Source organism: Dyella nitratireducens, from assembly GCF_014642835.1.
GTDB classification, from domain to species: Bacteria; Pseudomonadota; Gammaproteobacteria; order Xanthomonadales; family Rhodanobacteraceae; genus Dyella_B; species Dyella_B nitratireducens.
This window is the reverse complement of the sequence record NZ_BMJA01000001.1, coordinates 908,397-925,020: the sequence shown is the minus strand read 5'-3', so window position 1 is coordinate 925,020 and position 16,624 is coordinate 908,397. Positions and strand designations below refer to the sequence as shown.

General features: G+C 61.1%; 14 protein-coding genes. 11 read left to right on the top strand and 3 right to left on the bottom strand.

Annotated features, from left to right (window positions below):
* The first annotated feature begins 1 nt into the window (after position 1).
* From IEX75_RS04360 to IEX75_RS04310, 11 genes are all read left to right on the top strand, one after another.
* The gene (locus IEX75_RS04360; RefSeq protein ID WP_188793007.1) at positions 2-1,231 is read left to right on the top strand and encodes an ABC transporter permease; all 1,230 of its coding nucleotides are present in this window, start codon (positions 2-4) and stop codon (positions 1,229-1,231) included.
* 65 nt (positions 1,232-1,296) lie between these two features.
* Entirely contained in the window at positions 1,297-2,610 is a 1,314-nt protein-coding gene (locus IEX75_RS04355) for an ABC transporter permease (protein WP_229720630.1), read from the top strand.
* Positions 2,611-2,621: 11 nt separating this feature from the next.
* Entirely contained in the window at positions 2,622-3,878 is a 1,257-nt protein-coding gene (locus tag IEX75_RS04350) for an ABC transporter permease (RefSeq protein WP_229720629.1), read from the top strand.
* A 40-nt stretch (positions 3,879-3,918) separates the two neighbouring features.
* Entirely contained in the window at positions 3,919-5,217 is a 1,299-nt protein-coding gene (locus IEX75_RS04345; protein WP_188793005.1) for an ABC transporter permease, read from the top strand.
* 1 nt (position 5,218) lies between these two features.
* Positions 5,219-6,478, top strand: coding sequence for an ABC transporter permease (locus tag IEX75_RS04340; RefSeq protein ID WP_229720628.1), 1,260 nt, complete (start codon positions 5,219-5,221; stop codon positions 6,476-6,478).
* 162 nt (positions 6,479-6,640) lie between these two features.
* On the top strand, positions 6,641-7,420 hold the full coding sequence (locus IEX75_RS04335) for a L,D-transpeptidase family protein (RefSeq protein WP_188793004.1): 780 nt from the start codon (positions 6,641-6,643) through the stop codon (positions 7,418-7,420).
* 100 nt (positions 7,421-7,520) lie between these two features.
* Positions 7,521-8,864, top strand: a complete 1,344-nt coding sequence (locus IEX75_RS04330) for a sigma-54-dependent transcriptional regulator (protein WP_188793003.1) — start codon at positions 7,521-7,523, stop codon at positions 8,862-8,864.
* A gap of 213 nt (positions 8,865-9,077) precedes the next feature.
* The gene (locus tag IEX75_RS04325) at positions 9,078-10,451 is read left to right on the top strand and encodes a sensor histidine kinase (RefSeq protein WP_188793002.1); all 1,374 of its coding nucleotides are present in this window, start codon (positions 9,078-9,080) and stop codon (positions 10,449-10,451) included.
* Between the two features lie 217 nt (positions 10,452-10,668).
* Complete coding sequence (locus IEX75_RS04320; RefSeq protein WP_188793001.1) at positions 10,669-11,625, top strand: SPFH domain-containing protein; 957 nt, start codon at positions 10,669-10,671, stop codon at positions 11,623-11,625.
* Between the two features lie 18 nt (positions 11,626-11,643).
* On the top strand, positions 11,644-12,084 hold the full coding sequence (locus IEX75_RS04315) for an NfeD family protein (protein WP_188793000.1): 441 nt from the start codon (positions 11,644-11,646) through the stop codon (positions 12,082-12,084).
* Between the two features lie 70 nt (positions 12,085-12,154).
* The gene (locus IEX75_RS04310) at positions 12,155-13,441 is read left to right on the top strand and encodes a threonine/serine exporter family protein (RefSeq protein WP_188792999.1); all 1,287 of its coding nucleotides are present in this window, start codon (positions 12,155-12,157) and stop codon (positions 13,439-13,441) included.
* 115 nt (positions 13,442-13,556) lie between these two features.
* Here IEX75_RS04310 and IEX75_RS04305 read toward each other — a convergent pair whose 3' ends face one another.
* The 3 genes from IEX75_RS04305 to IEX75_RS04295 form a co-directional block, all read right to left on the bottom strand.
* Positions 13,557-13,886, bottom strand: coding sequence for an H-NS histone family protein (locus IEX75_RS04305; protein ID WP_188792998.1), 330 nt, complete (start codon positions 13,884-13,886; stop codon positions 13,557-13,559).
* A gap of 304 nt (positions 13,887-14,190) precedes the next feature.
* The gene (locus IEX75_RS04300; protein ID WP_188792997.1) at positions 14,191-15,891 is read right to left on the bottom strand and encodes a proline--tRNA ligase; all 1,701 of its coding nucleotides are present in this window, start codon (positions 15,889-15,891) and stop codon (positions 14,191-14,193) included.
* Between the two features lie 145 nt (positions 15,892-16,036).
* The gene (locus IEX75_RS04295; RefSeq protein ID WP_188792996.1) at positions 16,037-16,489 is read right to left on the bottom strand and encodes a DUF4124 domain-containing protein; all 453 of its coding nucleotides are present in this window, start codon (positions 16,487-16,489) and stop codon (positions 16,037-16,039) included.
* Positions 16,490-16,624 lie beyond the last annotated feature (135 nt).

Below are 16,624 nucleotides of genomic sequence, written 5' to 3'. Positions count from 1 at the left end.
CATGGACATCAAACCCATTCTCGCGACGCTCGGGCGCCACAAATTCACGGTGTTTCTGCTGATCGCGCAAATCGCGCTCACCTGCGCCATCGTGTGCAACGCCATTTTCCTGATCAGCCAGCGCCTGGAGCGCATGGCGATACCCAGTTACATCGCCGAGCACGAGCTGGTCTACCTGCAGCTGGCCTTTATCGGCGCCCGTCCTGATGCGATGGCGCGTACGGAGGCTGACCTGGCCGGACTGAGGGAAGTGCAGGGCGTCAAATCGGCGATGATCATCGACCATTTGCCGATGAGTGGTTCTTCCTCGAACTCCAGCTTGTGGCTCGATCCGGCCCAACAGATGGAAACGATGGATGCCACGCAATATTTCGGCGAGAACCTGCTTTCCACCTTGGGTGTGCAGCTTGAGGCCGGGCGTGCGTTCAACCCCGAGGAATACCGCGATCTGGACAAGATCGACAAGGCGCTGCAAACCGGAGATATGAAAGAGATACCCACGTCGGTGCTGATCACCCGTGCCGTGGCCGACCGGCTTTGGCCCGGACAAAATCCACTGGGCAAACAGGTTTACATCGGCAGGAACTTCGCGCTCACCGTGGTCGGCGTCGTGAAAGGACTGGTGCGCCCGAATCTGCTGGAGCGAGGTGCCCAGTACAGCCTGATCCATCCGGTGCGCCTGTCGATGTCGGCGGGTTCGTATTACGTACTGCGCTGCGACCCGAAGGACCGCGAGCGCGTGTTGAAGGCGGCGCTCGCCAAGCTCAACGCGCTCGATCCCAACCGCATCGTGCTGGACAGCGGCACCTGGGACCAGATGCGCTACAACTTCTTTCGTAACGATCGAGCCATGGCAGGCATCCTGATGGGCGTCTGCCTGGCGCTGCTGGTTGTCACCGCGCTGGGCATCGTTGGTCTGGCCAGCTTCTGGGTGTCGCAGCGCAATCGCAGCATCGGCGTGCGCCGTGCGCTGGGCGCCACGCGCGGGCACATCCTCACCTATTTTCAAACCGAGAATTTTCTGCTCACCACGTTCGGCATCGTGCTCGGCATGGTGCTGGCCTACGGCATCAACCTGTTCCTGATCGTGCATTACGAGCTGCCGCGTCTGCCGCTCACTTACTTGCCGGTGGGCGCGATGCTGCTCTGGTGCCTTGGACAGGCTGCGGTGCTTGGGCCGGCATTGCGTGCGGCGGCGGTACCGCCGGTGGTGGCGACGCGATCCGTATGACGGCGTAGTGGGTATTTGCTTGCGACAGGAACAGGGGAGCGACGTTGTCTATGATGGGATACAGCATGGAACTGGCCTTGCGGGGCTTGCGCCGTTATCCGAAGACCACGGCACTGGCCGTGCTGACGGTGGCGATTGGCCTGGCCGCGAGCATGACGACGTTGGCGCTGCTGCACATGCTGTCCGCCGATCCATTGCGTGGGCGTAGCCAGCATCTCCATCTCGCCTGGGTCGATACAGTACTGGCCAAGTCGCAGACGTACCGGTCTCTGGATAGCGACTGGGCCACCTATGATTACAAGCGTCTGAAGACGCCGGACGCCGAGGCATTGCTGGCGGCACACAAAGGAACGCTGCAGGCCGCGATGGCCGACCTGGACGCGCAGGTCGGGGGCGACAAGGGGGAGCCATCCAATGAGCAGCTGCTGGCCACGAGCAGCGATTTCATTCCGATGTTCGGCGTCGCATTGCAGGACGGGCGCAATTGGACCGCGGCGGAGGATGCAGCACGCACGCCGGTTGCCGTTATCGATAGTGAGCTGGCGCAAAAACTGTTCGGCACGCCGAAGGCCATCGGCCGGGTGGTGCAGATCAAGCACCATGCTTTCCGCGTGATCGGCGTCAGTCAGCCTTATGCGCCGCAACCTCACTTCTATGGCCTGAATGCCTGGACTTTCAGTGGCAATGAGCGTGAAAGCATTTTCGTGCCTTTCGGCGCAGCCATCGATGTTGGTCTGGCGTCTTCCAGTACCGACGGTTGCGATGACGTGACGGAAAAAAGCAAGCAGTACATTGCCGTTGATCCGATGCATTGCGAATGGCTGGCCTTCTGGGTGCAGCTCGACACGCCGCAGGAGGTCACCGCATACCGCAGCTTTCTCGATCACTACGCGCAACAGCAGCCGCTGGGAAGCTTTGGCAAGAAACCGCAGTCGCAATTGTTGAGCGTGCAGCGGTGGTTGACGCTACAGAACGCGATACCGGACAACGTGCGGCTCAACGTCTTGTTGGCCGGTTCGTTTTTGCTGTTATGCATGGTGAACGTGGCGGGCTTGCTGGCGGCGAAGTTCATGCGGCGCGGCGCCGAGGTCGGTATTCGGCGCGCGCTGGGGGCGTCACGGCGCGCGGTGATGCTGCACCACTTGTTCGAGGCCGGCATGGTTTGTCTGCTTGGCGGGGTATTGGCGTGGCCACTCACCTTGTTGGGGCTGGCTTTGCTGCGGATGCAGGATCAGGGCTTCACCGATCTGGCCCGGCTCGATGTGGCGATGTTTGCGGCACTGTTCGCACTCGCTCTTGCTGTCGGCGTGTTGGTGGGCTTGTTGCCATCGTGGCGGGTGTCGATGGTGCAACCTGGCTTGCAAGTCAAAAGCGCTTGAGGAGCACATGCATGCGTATCATCCTGGCTCCAATGCGTCGACATAGCTTGATGCCTGCGCTGGTTCTGCTGCAGGTAGCCTTGGCATGCGCCATTCTTTGCAATGTGTTTTTCCTGGCTTGGCAGCGCTTGGAGCCGATGCTGGCGCCCAGTGGCGTGGATGCCGACAACCTGATTTTGGTGGATAACCTGGCTGCGCAGGGGCGTACTTACACGGCGGCCGAATCCGTTGCCGGAGAAGACGCGCTGCGCGCGGTGCCTGGAGTGCGTGCTGCGTCATCCGGGTTTGGGCTGCCAATGGTGAGCATCGCGTCGCTGATGGTCAATCTGCAGGGGGCGACGCATGCGGCGGTTGGCGTCAACGCGTTCTTTGGCAAAAATCTGGTGCAGACGCTGGGACTGGAAATGGTGGCTGGACGGGATTTTCTGCCCAGCGAGTATCGGCCATGGGGTTTAGGCGCCAGCAATGGCCCTGATTCGGATTGGGATACCGGCGTCACGCAGCCCGTGATCATTACGCAGGCCTTGGCCGATAAATTGTTTGGTGCAACGCCCGCCGTTGGACAATGGCTGCATGATCCCGATCCAAACGACAAGAGTGATCATGGTTATCAAGTGGTAGGTGTGGTCAAACACTTGCTGCGCAACGAGCTTGGCCTGGCAACGGATGGACGTGCCGATTACACCGTGCTGCTGGCTCGCAATATCGGCAATACAGCCATGTTGAGCTACGCCGTACGCGTGGATCCGGCGATGCGCGACATCGCGCTGCAAGGCGTGAAAAATGCGATCAAGCGTCAATTCGGTGGCGCGACCGCAGGCGGTGCGCGAGCGCGCGTGCAGACCTATGTCCAAAAACGCAACGATGCCTTCAAGAATGCCCGTGCCGCACTATGGCTGCTGCTGGGCATGGTGCTGGCGATCGTGATCGTCACGCTGGTGGGCATCATGGGCCTTACCGGTTTCTGGGTGCAGCGCCGTACCCGGCAGATCGGCATACGCCGCGCCCTTGGCGCGCGCCGCGCACACATATTGCGTGACTTCCTCGTAGAAAACCTGTTGATTGTCGGCACCGGCATCATCATCGGAATGGTGCTCGCCTATGCCGGCAACATCCTGCTCATGCATTACTACGAGCTGCCGCATTTGCCTTGGACGTATCTACCGGTCGGGGCCGCCGTGATGCTGGCGATCGGGCAGGCCGGTGTGCTTGCTCCAGCCATGCGCGCAGCGGCTGTGCCGCCGGTGGTGGCGACGCGATCGGTATAGGCGAGCTTTCTATCCGGCAGTTGGTCGATGAGGTATCGGGATGTTCGGTTACTACCTGGATCTGGCAGTACGCAGTCTGAAACACAACAAAGTGCTGACGCTGTTGATGGTGCTTACCCTGGCGTTGGGCATCGGCGCGTCGATCACCACGTTGACGGTAGCGACGCTCCTGTCCGGCAATCCCTTGCCTGGAAAAAGCGGGCGGCTATTTCATCCGCAGATCGATCCGTTTCCCCAGGACGGTTACGTGTCCGGCCAGACCCAGCCACCGTTTACACTGACCTATCGCGATGCCATGAATCTGCTACAGCTGCATCGTGCTGATCGTCAGGCCCTGGTGAGTGCTGCGACGGTAGGCGTCACGAAGTCGGATGGCGTAGAGCCGATCTGGGGCAATGGGGTGCTGACCACGGCGGACTTTTTCCCCATGTTTGATTCGCCCTTCCAGTTTGGTGCCGGATGGAATGTGGGCGATGATGCCGCACACCAGCGTGTCGTCGTCATTGCAGGCTATATCAATGACCAACTATTTGGTGGTGCTGACAGCGTCGGCCGAAGCGTCCGCATCCACGGTCACGATTTTCGTATTGTTGGCGTGCTGAAGCACTGGGCGCCTCAGCCGCGCTTCTATGGTGCGGAATTGGACGGACATACGTTCGGCGATGGTGATGCTGTGTTCATGCCCTTGGAGGCTGCGCTGGATGCTGGTATCGGCGGTATGCCGGGCCAGTGTTTCGGCACGGGTGACCAGCGTGATCCAAGAGCCATGCCATGCACATGGCTCGGATTCTGGGTGGAGCTTGATAGTGCTGAAGCGGTGGCGCACTACCGGAATCTTTTGGATGGCTATGTGCGTGATCAGATCAAGCAAGGGCAGTTTTATCGCTCTGACACGGCCTTGCCTGATTTGACCCAGCTGATGCACCGGGAAGAACTGGTGCCGCATAGCGTAAAACTGAAGGCGGGACTCGCCTTTGGTTTCCTGCTGGTCTGCGTGGTGAATACGGTTGGCTTGTTGCTGGCCAAATGCTTGCGCCGATCACAGGAGATTGGTGTGCGGCGTGCATTGGGTGCGACGCGTGGCCACATCTTCGCCCAATTCATGATGGAGGCGGCATTGATAGGCGTGGCTGGCGGCGTGCTGGGCCTATTGTTTGCCGAACTGGGTTTGTGGGGCACACGGCATCAGCCGGCCGAATACGCGAGCCTGGCGCGGTTGGACCCAAAGATGTTCCTGCTGACTTTCGTAGTGGCATTGGCGGCCAGTCTGCTTGCCGGCCTGCTGCCTTCATGGCGTGCCAGCGGCGTGGCACCGGCCTCGCAGATCAAGGCGGGTTGAAATGGATATGGCCATTCGCCCGATTCTGGCCAGCCTTCGCGCGCACCGTACGACGGCCTTTTTGATCATTGCGGAAATCGCACTGGCCTGTGGCGTGCTGTGCAATGCCATGTCCATGATCGGCCAGAACATGGATGACATCCGCCTTCGCAATGCGATCGACGAAGGTGGCATCAGCGTCGTGCGCATCTCCGGTTCGGAGGTGAAGACTGCCGCAAGCGACATCCCGCGTGATCTTGCAGCATTGCGCAACATCCCGGGCGTGCGTGCGGTGGCGACTAGTAGTGATATGCCGCTGGACAACTCGGGTCTTACATGGAGTTTCGGTATGCATCCGGGTGCCACGATGAACGATATCCGTAATGCCTATGTCGAGTACTACCTGGTAGGCGAGGGCGCGGATAAGGCGATGGGGCTGCACCTGATCGAAGGGCGTTTCTTCGATGCCGATGAATACGCCAACAGCACGCTCAATGGCGAACTCGTGTCGAGTGGTCATGCCGTGGTGATTACGGCCAGTTTGGCCAAGCGTATGTGGCCGAGGCAGTCGGCGTTAGGCAAGCTCCTGTATTCCGATGCGCTTTGGTACGCCGTGGTGGGCGTGGTGGACGATGTGCTGTGCTCCGATGACGGAACGCGTGATGCCGGCGGGAGGGGGTTCTACAACAGTGTGTTCTTCCCGATCAGCCCGGCGAGCGCGCTGGGTTCACTGGGGCCGGCCAATCCGGTCAACGACTACGTGCTGCGCAGTACGCCAAGAGATCGCGACCGTGTGCTCAAGGCTGCCGTAGCCAAGCTGCATCAGCTCTATCCCTCAGCGCGGATAAAAGGGCAGCGCTACACGGATATGCGCGACCAGTATTTTGCCGATGCAAGCAGCCTGGCCTGGACGCTGGTAGTGGTATGTGCCGTGATGTTGGCCGTGACAGCCTTCGGCATCATGGGCCTGACAAGTTTCTGGGTGCAGCAGCGGCGCAGGCAGATCGGCATTCGTCGTGCGGTAGGCGCCACGCGCGGACAGATCCTTGGTTACTTCCGGCTCGAAAATTTCTTGCTGACCACGGCAGGTGTGGCGATCGGTATGGGTTTGGCGTTCGCCATCAACATCTATCTGATCAAGCATTACGAGATGCGGTTGATGCCTTGGTATTACCTGCCGTGCTGTGTCGTGACCTTGTGGGTGCTTGGGCAACTTGCGGTACAGGGGCCAGCCATGCGTGCAGCGGCTGTGCCGCCGGTGGTGGCGACGCGATCCGTCTGACCTGGCTTCATGAATATCAAGCGGATGGCTTGTGGGTAAGATGATTCATGAGATGAATCATGCCGATGGTATAGGGGATCCCGATGAAAGCAGAGACAGTCTTTCGTCGTGATCGCGATGCACGCTTAAATAAGCACCATTCTTGCTGGAGTCCCCAAGCTTATGAGCTCATGGCTTCGCTTTTCCCTGTTGGCTATCTGTGCGGCCGGCTTGTTTCCCGCATTCCCCGCACAAGCGCATGACGCGCTCGACGACACGCGCCAGATGGTGGTCGTCACCACCGCCGACTGGAACAGCGTGAGCGGCACGCTGCATCGATTTGAACGCAGCGGGCCGCACGATACGTGGATGGCAGTGGGGCAGCCGTTTCCCATCGTGGTGGGCAAGGCCGGGCTGGCGTGGGGGAGTGGCTTGATCAGCAACGAACGGCTGGGCGCCGGTGCGGGTGATCCGATCAAGCGGGAAGGGGACAGCAAGGCGCCGGCGGGTGTGTTTTCGCTGGGCAAGGCATTCGGATACGAGCCGCAGTTGCTGGCGGGGTCGCGCATGTCTTACGTGCAACTGACGCCATCGGTCGAGTGCGTGGATGATGCGGCCTCGCAGCACTACAACCGCATCGTCGACCGTCAGCACATCAACGCGCCGGACTGGAACAGTTCCGAGCACATGCTGCGACATGACGAGCTCTATCACTGGGGCGTGTACGTCGACCACAACACCAACCCAACCAGGCCCGCCGGTGGTTCCTGCATTTTCCTGCATGTCTGGCGTGGGGCCGGCCAGGGTACGGTGGGATGTACCGCCATGCCGAAGGGAGACGTCGAGCAGCTGATCGTGTGGTTCGATCCGGCGAAGTCGCCGCTCCTGGTTCAGATGCCGCGTGACCAGTACATCAAGGCACGCCAGCGTCTGGAAGGGGCCAGACTGCCGGCCATTCACTGACCATGGAACATGACCTCGCCGGTTTTGATGTACGTAGGCCATTTGGCATGGCAACCTTTCCGGCGGGAGCGGCATCCATGCCTGCATGTGTAGACGACGAATGCGTACCGTACTGATCATCGATGACAATCCGGCCGTGGGCGAGGCGCTGTCACTGCTGCTTTCGCTTCACGACGTGCGACCCGTGGTAGCGCTGACGCCGGACGACGGCCTGGCCACCTTGGCGCGCCAGTCCGTGGACGTAGTGATCCAGGACATGAATTTCACGGCCGACACCACCTCCGGCGAGGAGGGTGTGGAGCTGTTCCGCGCCATCCGCCAGCGCTATGCGGATCTACCGGTGATCCTGCTCACTGCGTGGACCCATCTGGAAACCGCGGTGGAGCTGGTGAAGGCCGGCGCGGCCGACTACCTGGCCAAGCCTTGGGATGACGCCAAGCTGCTGGCCACGGTGGAAAACCTGCTGGAGCTGTCGGAATCCACGCGCGAGGTGAATCGCACGCGCATGGAGCGCCGCAAGCGCCGCGAAGACTTGCAGCGCCGCTATGAGCTCGACGGCCTGGTGTTCGCTTCCGAAGCGATGGCGCGCACGATCGACCTGGCTTGCCAGGTGGCGCGTTCGGAGGTGCCGGTGTTGATCACCGGTCCCAATGGTTCCGGCAAGGAGCGCATCGCGGCCATCGTGCATGCCAACTCGTCGGTGAAGAACGGTCCCTTCGTCGCGGTGAACTGCGGCGCCTTGCCGGGCGAGCTGATCGAGGCGGAACTGTTCGGTGCGGAAGCCGGCGCTTACACCGGCGCCAACAAGGCGCGTGAAGGGCGCTTCGAGCTGGCCGATGGCGGCACGTTGTTCCTCGATGAAATCGGCAACCTGCCGCTGCCGGGCCAGATGAAGTTGCTGCGTGTGCTGGAAACCGGGCAGTTCGAGCGGCTGGGCTCCGGCCGCACGCGCAAGGTGAAGGTGCGTGTGCTGAGTGCGACCAATGCGGATCTGAAGGGCATGATTCGCGCGGGCACGTTCCGCGAGGATCTCTATTACCGCCTCAACGTGATCGACGTGAATCTGCCGCCGTTGGTCGAGCGCATCGACGACATCCTGCCGCTGGCCGAGCATTTCCTCGCCGGCCGCGCGCAACTCAGCGAGGCGGCGCGCGAGGCTTTGCTCACCTATACATGGCCGGGCAATGTGCGTGAGCTGAAAAACGCGATCGAGCGTGCCGCCTTGCTGGCCGGCAGCGGCCCGATCACGCCCGAATTGCTCAACCTGCCGCTGCATGCCGGCGCAGCAGCGGTACGCAATCTGGACGAGCCCAGCCGCGAGGTGGTGGAGGCGGCGCTGCAGAAGGCGGATGGTGTAGTGAGCCGTGCGGCGCAGACGTTGGGATTGTCGAGGCAGGCGTTGTATCGGCGCATGGAGCGGTATGGGTTGATGACGCAAGCGTGAGGAGCAATCTCGCGCGAGCGGTCGGTCGGAACGCCATCGTAGGTTGGGGTGCAAACCCCAACATCGCGCAACATGAGCATGGCAACGTTGGGGTTCGCACCCCAACCTACAGGCTTCCGGCAGTGGCGTACGTAGGCAGCAACGTGTAGAACAACCGCACTTCAAGCGGAGACCGTCCATGCCTCCTTCCAGCCATCACATCAGCATCACCCCATGCGCCTGAGATCGCTGGAAGCACGCCTCGCCTTCTTGCTGGCCTTGGCCGCGCTGACGGGCGCGCTGGTCTATGTCGGCGTCACGCAGTGGCCTCTACCGGCCATCCTGGCGTGGGTGCGTCACGAACTGCCGCTGCAGGTGGCGACGCCCAGCCGCACGGAAGCGATCGTCATCTGCGTAGCGATTCTGGCGCCGCTGTCGTGGTGGTTCGCGCATATCGTGATGGATCCGGTGAAGCGCCTGCTGCGTGCCCTGGAAGGTGCGGTGGCGAGTTATCGTGACGGTGATTTCAGCATTTCCCTCGCACTCAACCGACACGACGAACTTGGCGATCTCGTGCGTGTGCATAACGAGTTGGGACAGACGCTGCGCGAACAGCGACAGAACCTGGCGCAACGCGAGTTGTTGTTGGATACCGTGGTGCAGAACACGCCGGTGGCCCTGGTGCTGACCGACAGTAGCGGCCGTGTCGCCTATGCCAACATCGCGGCGCGGCATCTGTTCAATGAAGGGCGCAGCCTCAATGGCCTGCACTTCGCCAACCTGATCGCCGATATGCCCGAAGCGTTGCGCAAGGCCACGGAGGGTTCGGAAGACGCGTTGTTCAGTGTGGAAATGGATGGCAGCGAAGAAACATTCCATCTCTCGCAGCGCGCTTTCCGTTTGCAAGGACGGCCGCATCGCCTGCAATTGTTCCGCCGCATGACGCGTGAATTGTCGCGGCAGGAGGTGGCGGCGTGGAAGCGCGTGATCCGTGTCGTCAGCCATGAGTTGAACAACTCGCTGGCACCGATTTCGTCGTTGGCGCATTCCGGCGCTGAACTGGCACGACGGGGCGATGTGCAGCGGCTGCCGGGTGTGTTTGCCACCATTGGCGAGCGTGCACGTCACTTGCATGGTTTTATTGATGGTTATGCGCGTTTCGCCAAGCTGCCGGCACCGCGCATGGTGGCGGTGGAATGGAAACCGTTCCTGGATGCGCTGGCGTTGCATTGTCATTTTCAGTTGGTGGGCCATGCTCCAACGCAACCGGGTTTGTTTGATCCGGTGCAGATCGAGCAGGTGTTGATCAACCTGGTGAAGAATGCGCATGAGTCGGGTAGTGCACCAGAAGGCGTGACCCTGGCGCTCAGCATCGTGGGCCACGAGCTGCGTATCGAGGTGGGTGACCGCGGCCCTGGCATGAGCGAGGCGGTATTGGCGCAGGCACTGTTGCCGTTCTATTCCACCAAGCGCTCGGGTACGGGATTGGGCCTGGCACTGGCGCGCGAGATCAGCGAGGCGCATGGCGGGCGGATTGCCTTGGCCAATCGCGAGGATGGCGGGTTGCGTGTGACCTTGTTGTTGCCGCAGCCGACAGGTGCTGGGTAATGCGTAGGTTGGGGTGCAAACCCCAACATTGCCATGCCCATCAAGATCGCCACGTTGGGGTTTGCACCCCAACCTACGCATCTTGTTCAAGCGCATAGCGTTTGTTGCTTGCCGAGATCTACGGCTTCCCCTGCAAGCCAAGACGCACACGTCAGCGAGCGCCACGCTGTCCAAGGCGCTGCCCTATACTCCTGCAAGTCAACAAGGAGGACATGCCATGGGCAGTATTTTTGCGTTGGTAGTCGTGGTGGTGGCGATCATCGTGCTGGCGAAGCTGGTGCGTATCGTGCCGCAAGGTTACGAATGGACGGTGGAGCGCTTTGGGCGATACACGCGCACGCTGACACCGGGCCTGCACTTCCTGATTCCCTTCATCTACGACATCGGTCGCAAGATGAACATGATGGAGCAGGTGCTGGACGTACCAAGCCAGGATGTGATCACCAAGGACAACGCCGTGGTGCGCGTGGATGGCGTGGTGTTCTATCAAGTATTGGATGCCGCCAAGGCCGCGTATGAAGTGGCCAATCTGGAGCAGGCTGCGCTTGCGCTGGTGATGACAAACATCCGCACCGTGCTCGGCTCGCTGGACCTGGACGAGTCGCTCAGCCAGCGCGATGCGATCAACGCGAAATTGCTTACCGTGGTGGACGAAGCTACCCATCCCTGGGGCGTCAAGGTCAACCGCATCGAGATCAAGGACATTGCGCCGCCGCGCGACCTGGTCGATTCGATGGCGCGCCAGATGAAAGCGGAGCGCGAGAAACGCGCGCAGATTCTGGAGGCCGAAGGTCTGCGTCAAGCAGCGATTCTGAAGGCCGATGGCGAGAAACAATCGGCGATTCTGGCTGCGGATGGCAAAAAGGAAGCGGCGTTCCGCGAGGCGGAAGCGCGCATTCGTCTTGCCGAAGCCGAGGCGCAAGCCACCAAGCTGGTATCCGATGCGATCGCCAGCGGCAACATCAATGCGTTGAATTACTTCGTCGCCAACAAGTATGTCGAGGCGCTGAAGGAAATGGCCAATTCGCCCAATCAGAAAATGCTGCTGTTGCCGGTTGAGGCTACGGGCATTCTCGGTTCGCTGGCGGGCATTGCGGAGCTGGCGAAAGAGTCGCTAGGGCAGCAGCAGGAGAAGCTGGCTGCAACGCGCCGCACGCCGCCGTCGATGAGCTGAGCACTAGGGGATATCCACATGAGCGTCGCTGCGCATTACCTCTGGTGGATCGTTGCGCTGGTGCTGATCGCCATCGAGGTGATCATGCCTGGCTATTTCATGCTGTGGATTGGCATCGGTGCTGCCGCTACGGGCTTGCTGGTGCTGCTGTTGCCGGGGCTGTCGATGCTGGTCCAGGCGATCGTGTTCGTGGTGCTGGCGTTCGTGTCGTGCGCGGTCTATTGGTATGCCGTGCGGCCGGCGTTGCAGAAAGGCGAGCAGGATGACGGACGGCTCAACCGGCGTGGGGAGCAGTTGATTGGTCGGCGATACGTGTTGATCGAAGCCATCGTCAACGGGCGCGGCAAGGCCAAGGTCGGCGACGGGCAGTGGCTGGTCAGCGGGCCGGATTTGCCGGCGGGCAGCACGGTGGAAGTGGTGGCGGTGGAAGGGGCGACGTTGAAGGTGCGGCCGGCTTGAGGCGCGTTGCGCCCTCTCCTTGAAGGGGAGAGGGCTTAAATGCAGCGGCACTTACGGTAACAATGGCGCTATGCCTACATCCGCCATCCGATCGACGTTGCCGACCTTCGCCACCACGGCGCTCAATACCCGTATCGCCTTTTTGGTGGAACTTGCCACGCGCCTGCATAAATACGGTGCTGCGTCGCCGCGCCTGGAGATGGCGATCAGCGGATCGGCGCAGCGCATCGGTCTGAGTGCGGATGTGTGGTCCAGCCCTACCGCCATCATTATTTCCTTCTCGGATCTTGCGCACGGTGATGAGGCGCGCATAGCGCAGGTCACCCAGGTGATCCGCCTGCTGCCGGGCGATGTGAACCTGGACAAGCTGTGCCGCGCCGACGAGATTGCCGATCGGGTGATCAACGGTGAGCTCGATTTGCGTGAAGGTTTTCGCCTGTTGCGCGCGCTGGAGCTGCCGGACACGCCGCGTCAGCAGGCTGGCGTGATCATCAGTTACGGCTTGTCCGCAGCGGCCATCGATGCGCTGTTTCTGCATAGCTCGTGGGTGGATCTTTGCGTCGCGGGTTTCGTAGGGCTGATCATCGGCATGATCACCATCCTGTCGGCCACGCGCCCGCGTTTGCAGGTGGCCAGCGACGCGATCTGCGCCATGGTGGCTACTTTGGTCGCGATCGTCTTCAGCGCCTTCGTGGTGCCGCTGGCAATCAAGTCGGTGGTGCTGGCCGGCCTGATCGTGCTGGTGCCCGGCATGTCGTTGACGACGGCGGTGCGCGAGATTTCCAGCTTGCATCTGGTGGCGGGGATGGCCCGCATGGGCGGGGCGATGTCGACTTTGCTCAAGCTCACCTTCGGTACGGTGGCGGCGACCCAGATATGCGCGGTGTTCGGCATCGAGCCGCGCGATTTCGCGCTGCCTGCGTTGCCGGAGTGGGTGGATTATCCGGCCCTGCTGGTGGCGGCGATCGCGTTTGCCATGCTGTTCCGCGCGGCCTGGCGTGATTGGGCAGCGGTGATCATGGCAGTGATGGTTGGCTATTTGGCGACGCGCCTGGGTGGCGCCATTTCCTCGAATTTGAACGGTGCGCCGTTCGGTGTGTTTCTCGGCGGACTCTTGCTGAGCGCCTTGGCGAATGTGTACGCGCGTTATGCCGGACGCCCTGGTGCGGTGATCCGCGAACCAGGCATTTTGCTGCTGGTGCCGGGAAGTGTGGGGTTTCGCAGTGTTTCCTATTTGCTCGAGCGCAATGCATCGCTGGGCTTTGATTCCGCCGTGCTGCTGGTGACGATTTTGATTTCGCTGGTGGCGGGGTTGATGTTTGGCGAGTTGCTGATTGCGCCGAGAAGGTCGTTGTAGGTTGGGGTGTAAACCCCAACGCTCTTATGCATGGCAATGTTGGGGTTTGCACCCCAACCTACAAAAACGCCGGCTGTGAGGCCGGCGTTTTCTTGCAACCCCAATCCGAAAAAAATCAGATCGCCAGATCCTTTTCCTTCTTGCCGGCCTTCAACGCATCGTTGAACCAGCGCGGACGCTTGCCGCGGCCCGACCAGGTCTGTTCCGGATCGGCCGGATTGCGATATTTCGGTGCCACGGTGCCAGTGCCGCGACGCTTGCCGCGAACGACACCACCGCCGCCGAATACTTCTTCAAAGCTGATGCCTTCGGCCTTCAGCAAGGCGAACACCTTTTCGCGCACGCGGGAGACTTTTTCTTTCTCGAGTTCTTGCTGGCGCGCTTGCGCCTTCTGAATCAGGTCATTGAGCTGATTATGGTTGAGGCTCTTGATATCAATGGCCATAAGGTGGGCTCCGGTAAAAGAGAAATGAGCAGGACATTCCGGGCTATTGATTTAGAAGTAAATGCCCGGGCGCATTTTCGATTTTCTCGCATTAATTGCAAAATTGTAAAGCATGGCTGTGTAGGAAAAATGATTTTCCTTCAGCTAATGAAGCCATCGATGACATGAAAAAGGCCGCTCTGGGCGGCCTTGTGTTTGGCACGATGCAAATGCAGGCTTGCAGCGCTGTACCCGAATTTCCAGAAGACCGTCATTCCCGCTTTCGCGGGAATGACGGTCGTGTGGGGCGTATCTTCAGGACAGCCTAACCAGCCAAAATTTCAAATAGCTCATCACGCGTAATGGCACTGCTCTCACTCGCGGTGCGCGCGCGATATTCCAATGTGCCGGCGGCGAGGCCGCGTTCGCTGACCACCACGCGATGCGGAATGCCGATCAGTTCCATATCGGCGAACATCGCGCCGGGGCGCAGGCCGCGGTCGTCCCACACGGTTTCAATGCCGCGTGCGCTAAGTTCGTCGTAAAGCGATTCGGCAGCGGCATGTACGTCCGGCGCGTTCTTGGGATTGATCACGCATACCGCCACGCGCCAGGGCGCCATCGGCTCGGGCCAGATGATGCCGGCGTCGTCATGGCACTGTTCGATGGCGGCGGCGGCGATGCGGCTGACGCCGATGCCGTAGCAGCCCATCAGCATCACCTGCTTCTTGCCCTGGTCGTCGAGCACGGTGGCATTGAGCGCTTCGGCATATTTGCTGCCGAGCTGGAATACGTGGCCGACTTCGATGCCACGTGCGATCCGCAGCGTGCCGTGGCCATCCGGCGAGGGATCGCCCGCGACCACCTGGCGAAGGTCTTCCACGCGTGTGATGCGCGCATCACGTTCCCAGTTGGCGCCGGTGTAATGGGTATCGTTGGCATTGCCGCCACACACGAAATCGGCCAGCACCGCTGCGCTGCGGTCGACGATCACGGGGATGTTGCCGGGTAGGCCCACGGGGCCGATGAAGCCAGGACGCACACCGACGGCGGCGAGGATTTCTTCGTCGGAAGCCAGCACGGATTCGCCCGGCAACTCGGCAAGCTTGCCGGCCTTCACCTCGTTGATCTCGTGATCGCCGCGCAGGCACAGCGCCACCAGGCCGTCCTTGCCGCGCACCAGCAAGGTCTTCAAGACATGGTCGGCGGTGATGCCGAAGTGCTTGGTGACGTCCTCCACGGTGCGCACGCGCGGCGTGTCCACGCGCTGCAGCGCAGCCGAAGGAGCAGGGCGGCTGAGGGCGGGCGCGACGGCTTCGGCTTTTTCGAGGTTGGCGGCGTACTCGGAACCATCGGAGAAGGCGAGCACGTCTTCGCCAGAATCGGCCAAGACCTGGAATTCGTGGCTGGCGTTGCCACCGATGGCACCGGTATCCGCCTGCACGGCGCGGAACTTCAGCCCGAGGCGGGTGAAGATGCGCGTGTATGCCTGGTACATCGCATCGTAGGTTTCGCCGAGCGATTCCTGTGTGAGATGGAAAGAGTACGCATCCTTCATCAGGAATTCGCGCGCGCGCATGACGCCGAAGCGCGGACGGATTTCGTCGCGGAACTTGGTCTGGATCTGATAGAAGTTGATCGGCAGCTGCTTGTAGCTCTTCAGCTCGTTGCGCGCGAAATCGGTGACGACTTCTTCATGCGTGGGGCCGTAACAGAACTCCTGCTCCTTGCGATCTTTGATCTTGAGCAACTGCCCGCCGAATTTTTCCCAGCGGCCGGTTTCTTCCCACAATTCACGCGGCTGCACCGACGGCATCAGCATTTCGATCGCACCGGCGCGGTTCATTTCCTCGCGCACGACCGCTTCCACCTTGCGCAACACGCGCAGACCCAGCGGCGACCAGGTGTACAGGCCGGAGGCGAGCTTGCGGATCATGCCGGCGCGGATCATCAGCTGGTGGCTGGCGATCTCGGCATCGGCAGGGACTTCCTTGACGGTGGCCAGGTGGAATTGGCTAAGGCGCATGGGGACGGGTCGGCTATCGGGATAAAGCGTCGATTATAGCCGGCAGTTTGAGTGCAGCAGGCGATCTTCGTAGGTTGGGGTGCAAACCCCAACATACCGATCCGATGAACATGGCGATGTTGGGGTTTGCACCCCAACCTGCGAGTTACTGATTCGCGCAGTACTGGCTGTACTGCGACTGGCTGGCATCCAATTGCTGCTTGCGCTGATCCTGATTGAGCAACTGCTGCTGGCCGCCGGTACCGGTCATGACCACGGGGCCGCTGCCCTGCAGCGTGGTGATGTTTGCCTTCAGCGAGGTGCACAGTTTGGCGCGGTTCTCCGGGGTGTCAGCCACGTTGCCCTGTTGCGCGGTATTGCCACTCTGCGAAGAGTCGTTGCTATTGCTGCTGCTTGTGGAAGTGGAAGCCGGCGTGGCGTTATCGGATGCCGGCGCGGAGCTGCCGGTGCTGATGCTGACCTGGGAGTACTTGGTGCCGGTCGGCGGCGGGGATTCGGAGTAGTGGACGGTGCCATGGGCGTCGGTCCACTTGTAGACCTGGGCGCAGGCCAGGGGCGCGACCAACAGCAGCGCCAGAGCAATGGACAGTCGACGCATGAGCAGACTCCAAAAAGCGGGAAGGTGGAAAACACGGCTAGTTAACAACCGGCGCGGTTGGGACTCAAGCGGGCAATGCGGACGGAGTATCGGGAACGTGCTGGCTCGCACGATTGTTCGGTGCGGCTCCTCGTC

Excerpts from the sequence above, each read along its gene's own strand:
- IEX75_RS04360 (WP_188793007.1), top strand. The coding sequence starts at position 2 with ATGGACATCAAACCCATTCTCGCGACGCTCGGGCGCCACAAATTCACG.
- IEX75_RS04355 (WP_229720630.1), top strand. The coding sequence starts at position 1,297 with ATGGAACTGGCCTTGCGGGGCTTGCGCCGTTATCCGAAGACCACGGCA.
- IEX75_RS04350 (WP_229720629.1), top strand. The coding sequence starts at position 2,622 with ATGCGTATCATCCTGGCTCCAATGCGTCGACATAGCTTGATGCCTGCG.
- IEX75_RS04345 (WP_188793005.1), top strand. The coding sequence starts at position 3,919 with ATGTTCGGTTACTACCTGGATCTGGCAGTACGCAGTCTGAAACACAAC.
- IEX75_RS04340 (WP_229720628.1), top strand. The coding sequence starts at position 5,219 with ATGGATATGGCCATTCGCCCGATTCTGGCCAGCCTTCGCGCGCACCGT.
- IEX75_RS04335 (WP_188793004.1), top strand. The coding sequence starts at position 6,641 with ATGAGCTCATGGCTTCGCTTTTCCCTGTTGGCTATCTGTGCGGCCGGC.
- IEX75_RS04330 (WP_188793003.1), top strand. The coding sequence starts at position 7,521 with ATGCGTACCGTACTGATCATCGATGACAATCCGGCCGTGGGCGAGGCG.
- IEX75_RS04325 (WP_188793002.1), top strand. The coding sequence starts at position 9,078 with ATGCGCCTGAGATCGCTGGAAGCACGCCTCGCCTTCTTGCTGGCCTTG.
- IEX75_RS04320 (WP_188793001.1), top strand. The coding sequence starts at position 10,669 with ATGGGCAGTATTTTTGCGTTGGTAGTCGTGGTGGTGGCGATCATCGTG.
- IEX75_RS04315 (WP_188793000.1), top strand. The coding sequence starts at position 11,644 with ATGAGCGTCGCTGCGCATTACCTCTGGTGGATCGTTGCGCTGGTGCTG.
- IEX75_RS04310 (WP_188792999.1), top strand. The coding sequence starts at position 12,155 with ATGCCTACATCCGCCATCCGATCGACGTTGCCGACCTTCGCCACCACG.
- IEX75_RS04305 (WP_188792998.1), bottom strand. The coding sequence starts at position 13,886 with ATGGCCATTGATATCAAGAGCCTCAACCATAATCAGCTCAATGACCTG.
- IEX75_RS04300 (WP_188792997.1), bottom strand. The coding sequence starts at position 15,891 with ATGCGCCTTAGCCAATTCCACCTGGCCACCGTCAAGGAAGTCCCTGCC.
- IEX75_RS04295 (WP_188792996.1), bottom strand. The coding sequence starts at position 16,489 with ATGCGTCGACTGTCCATTGCTCTGGCGCTGCTGTTGGTCGCGCCCCTG.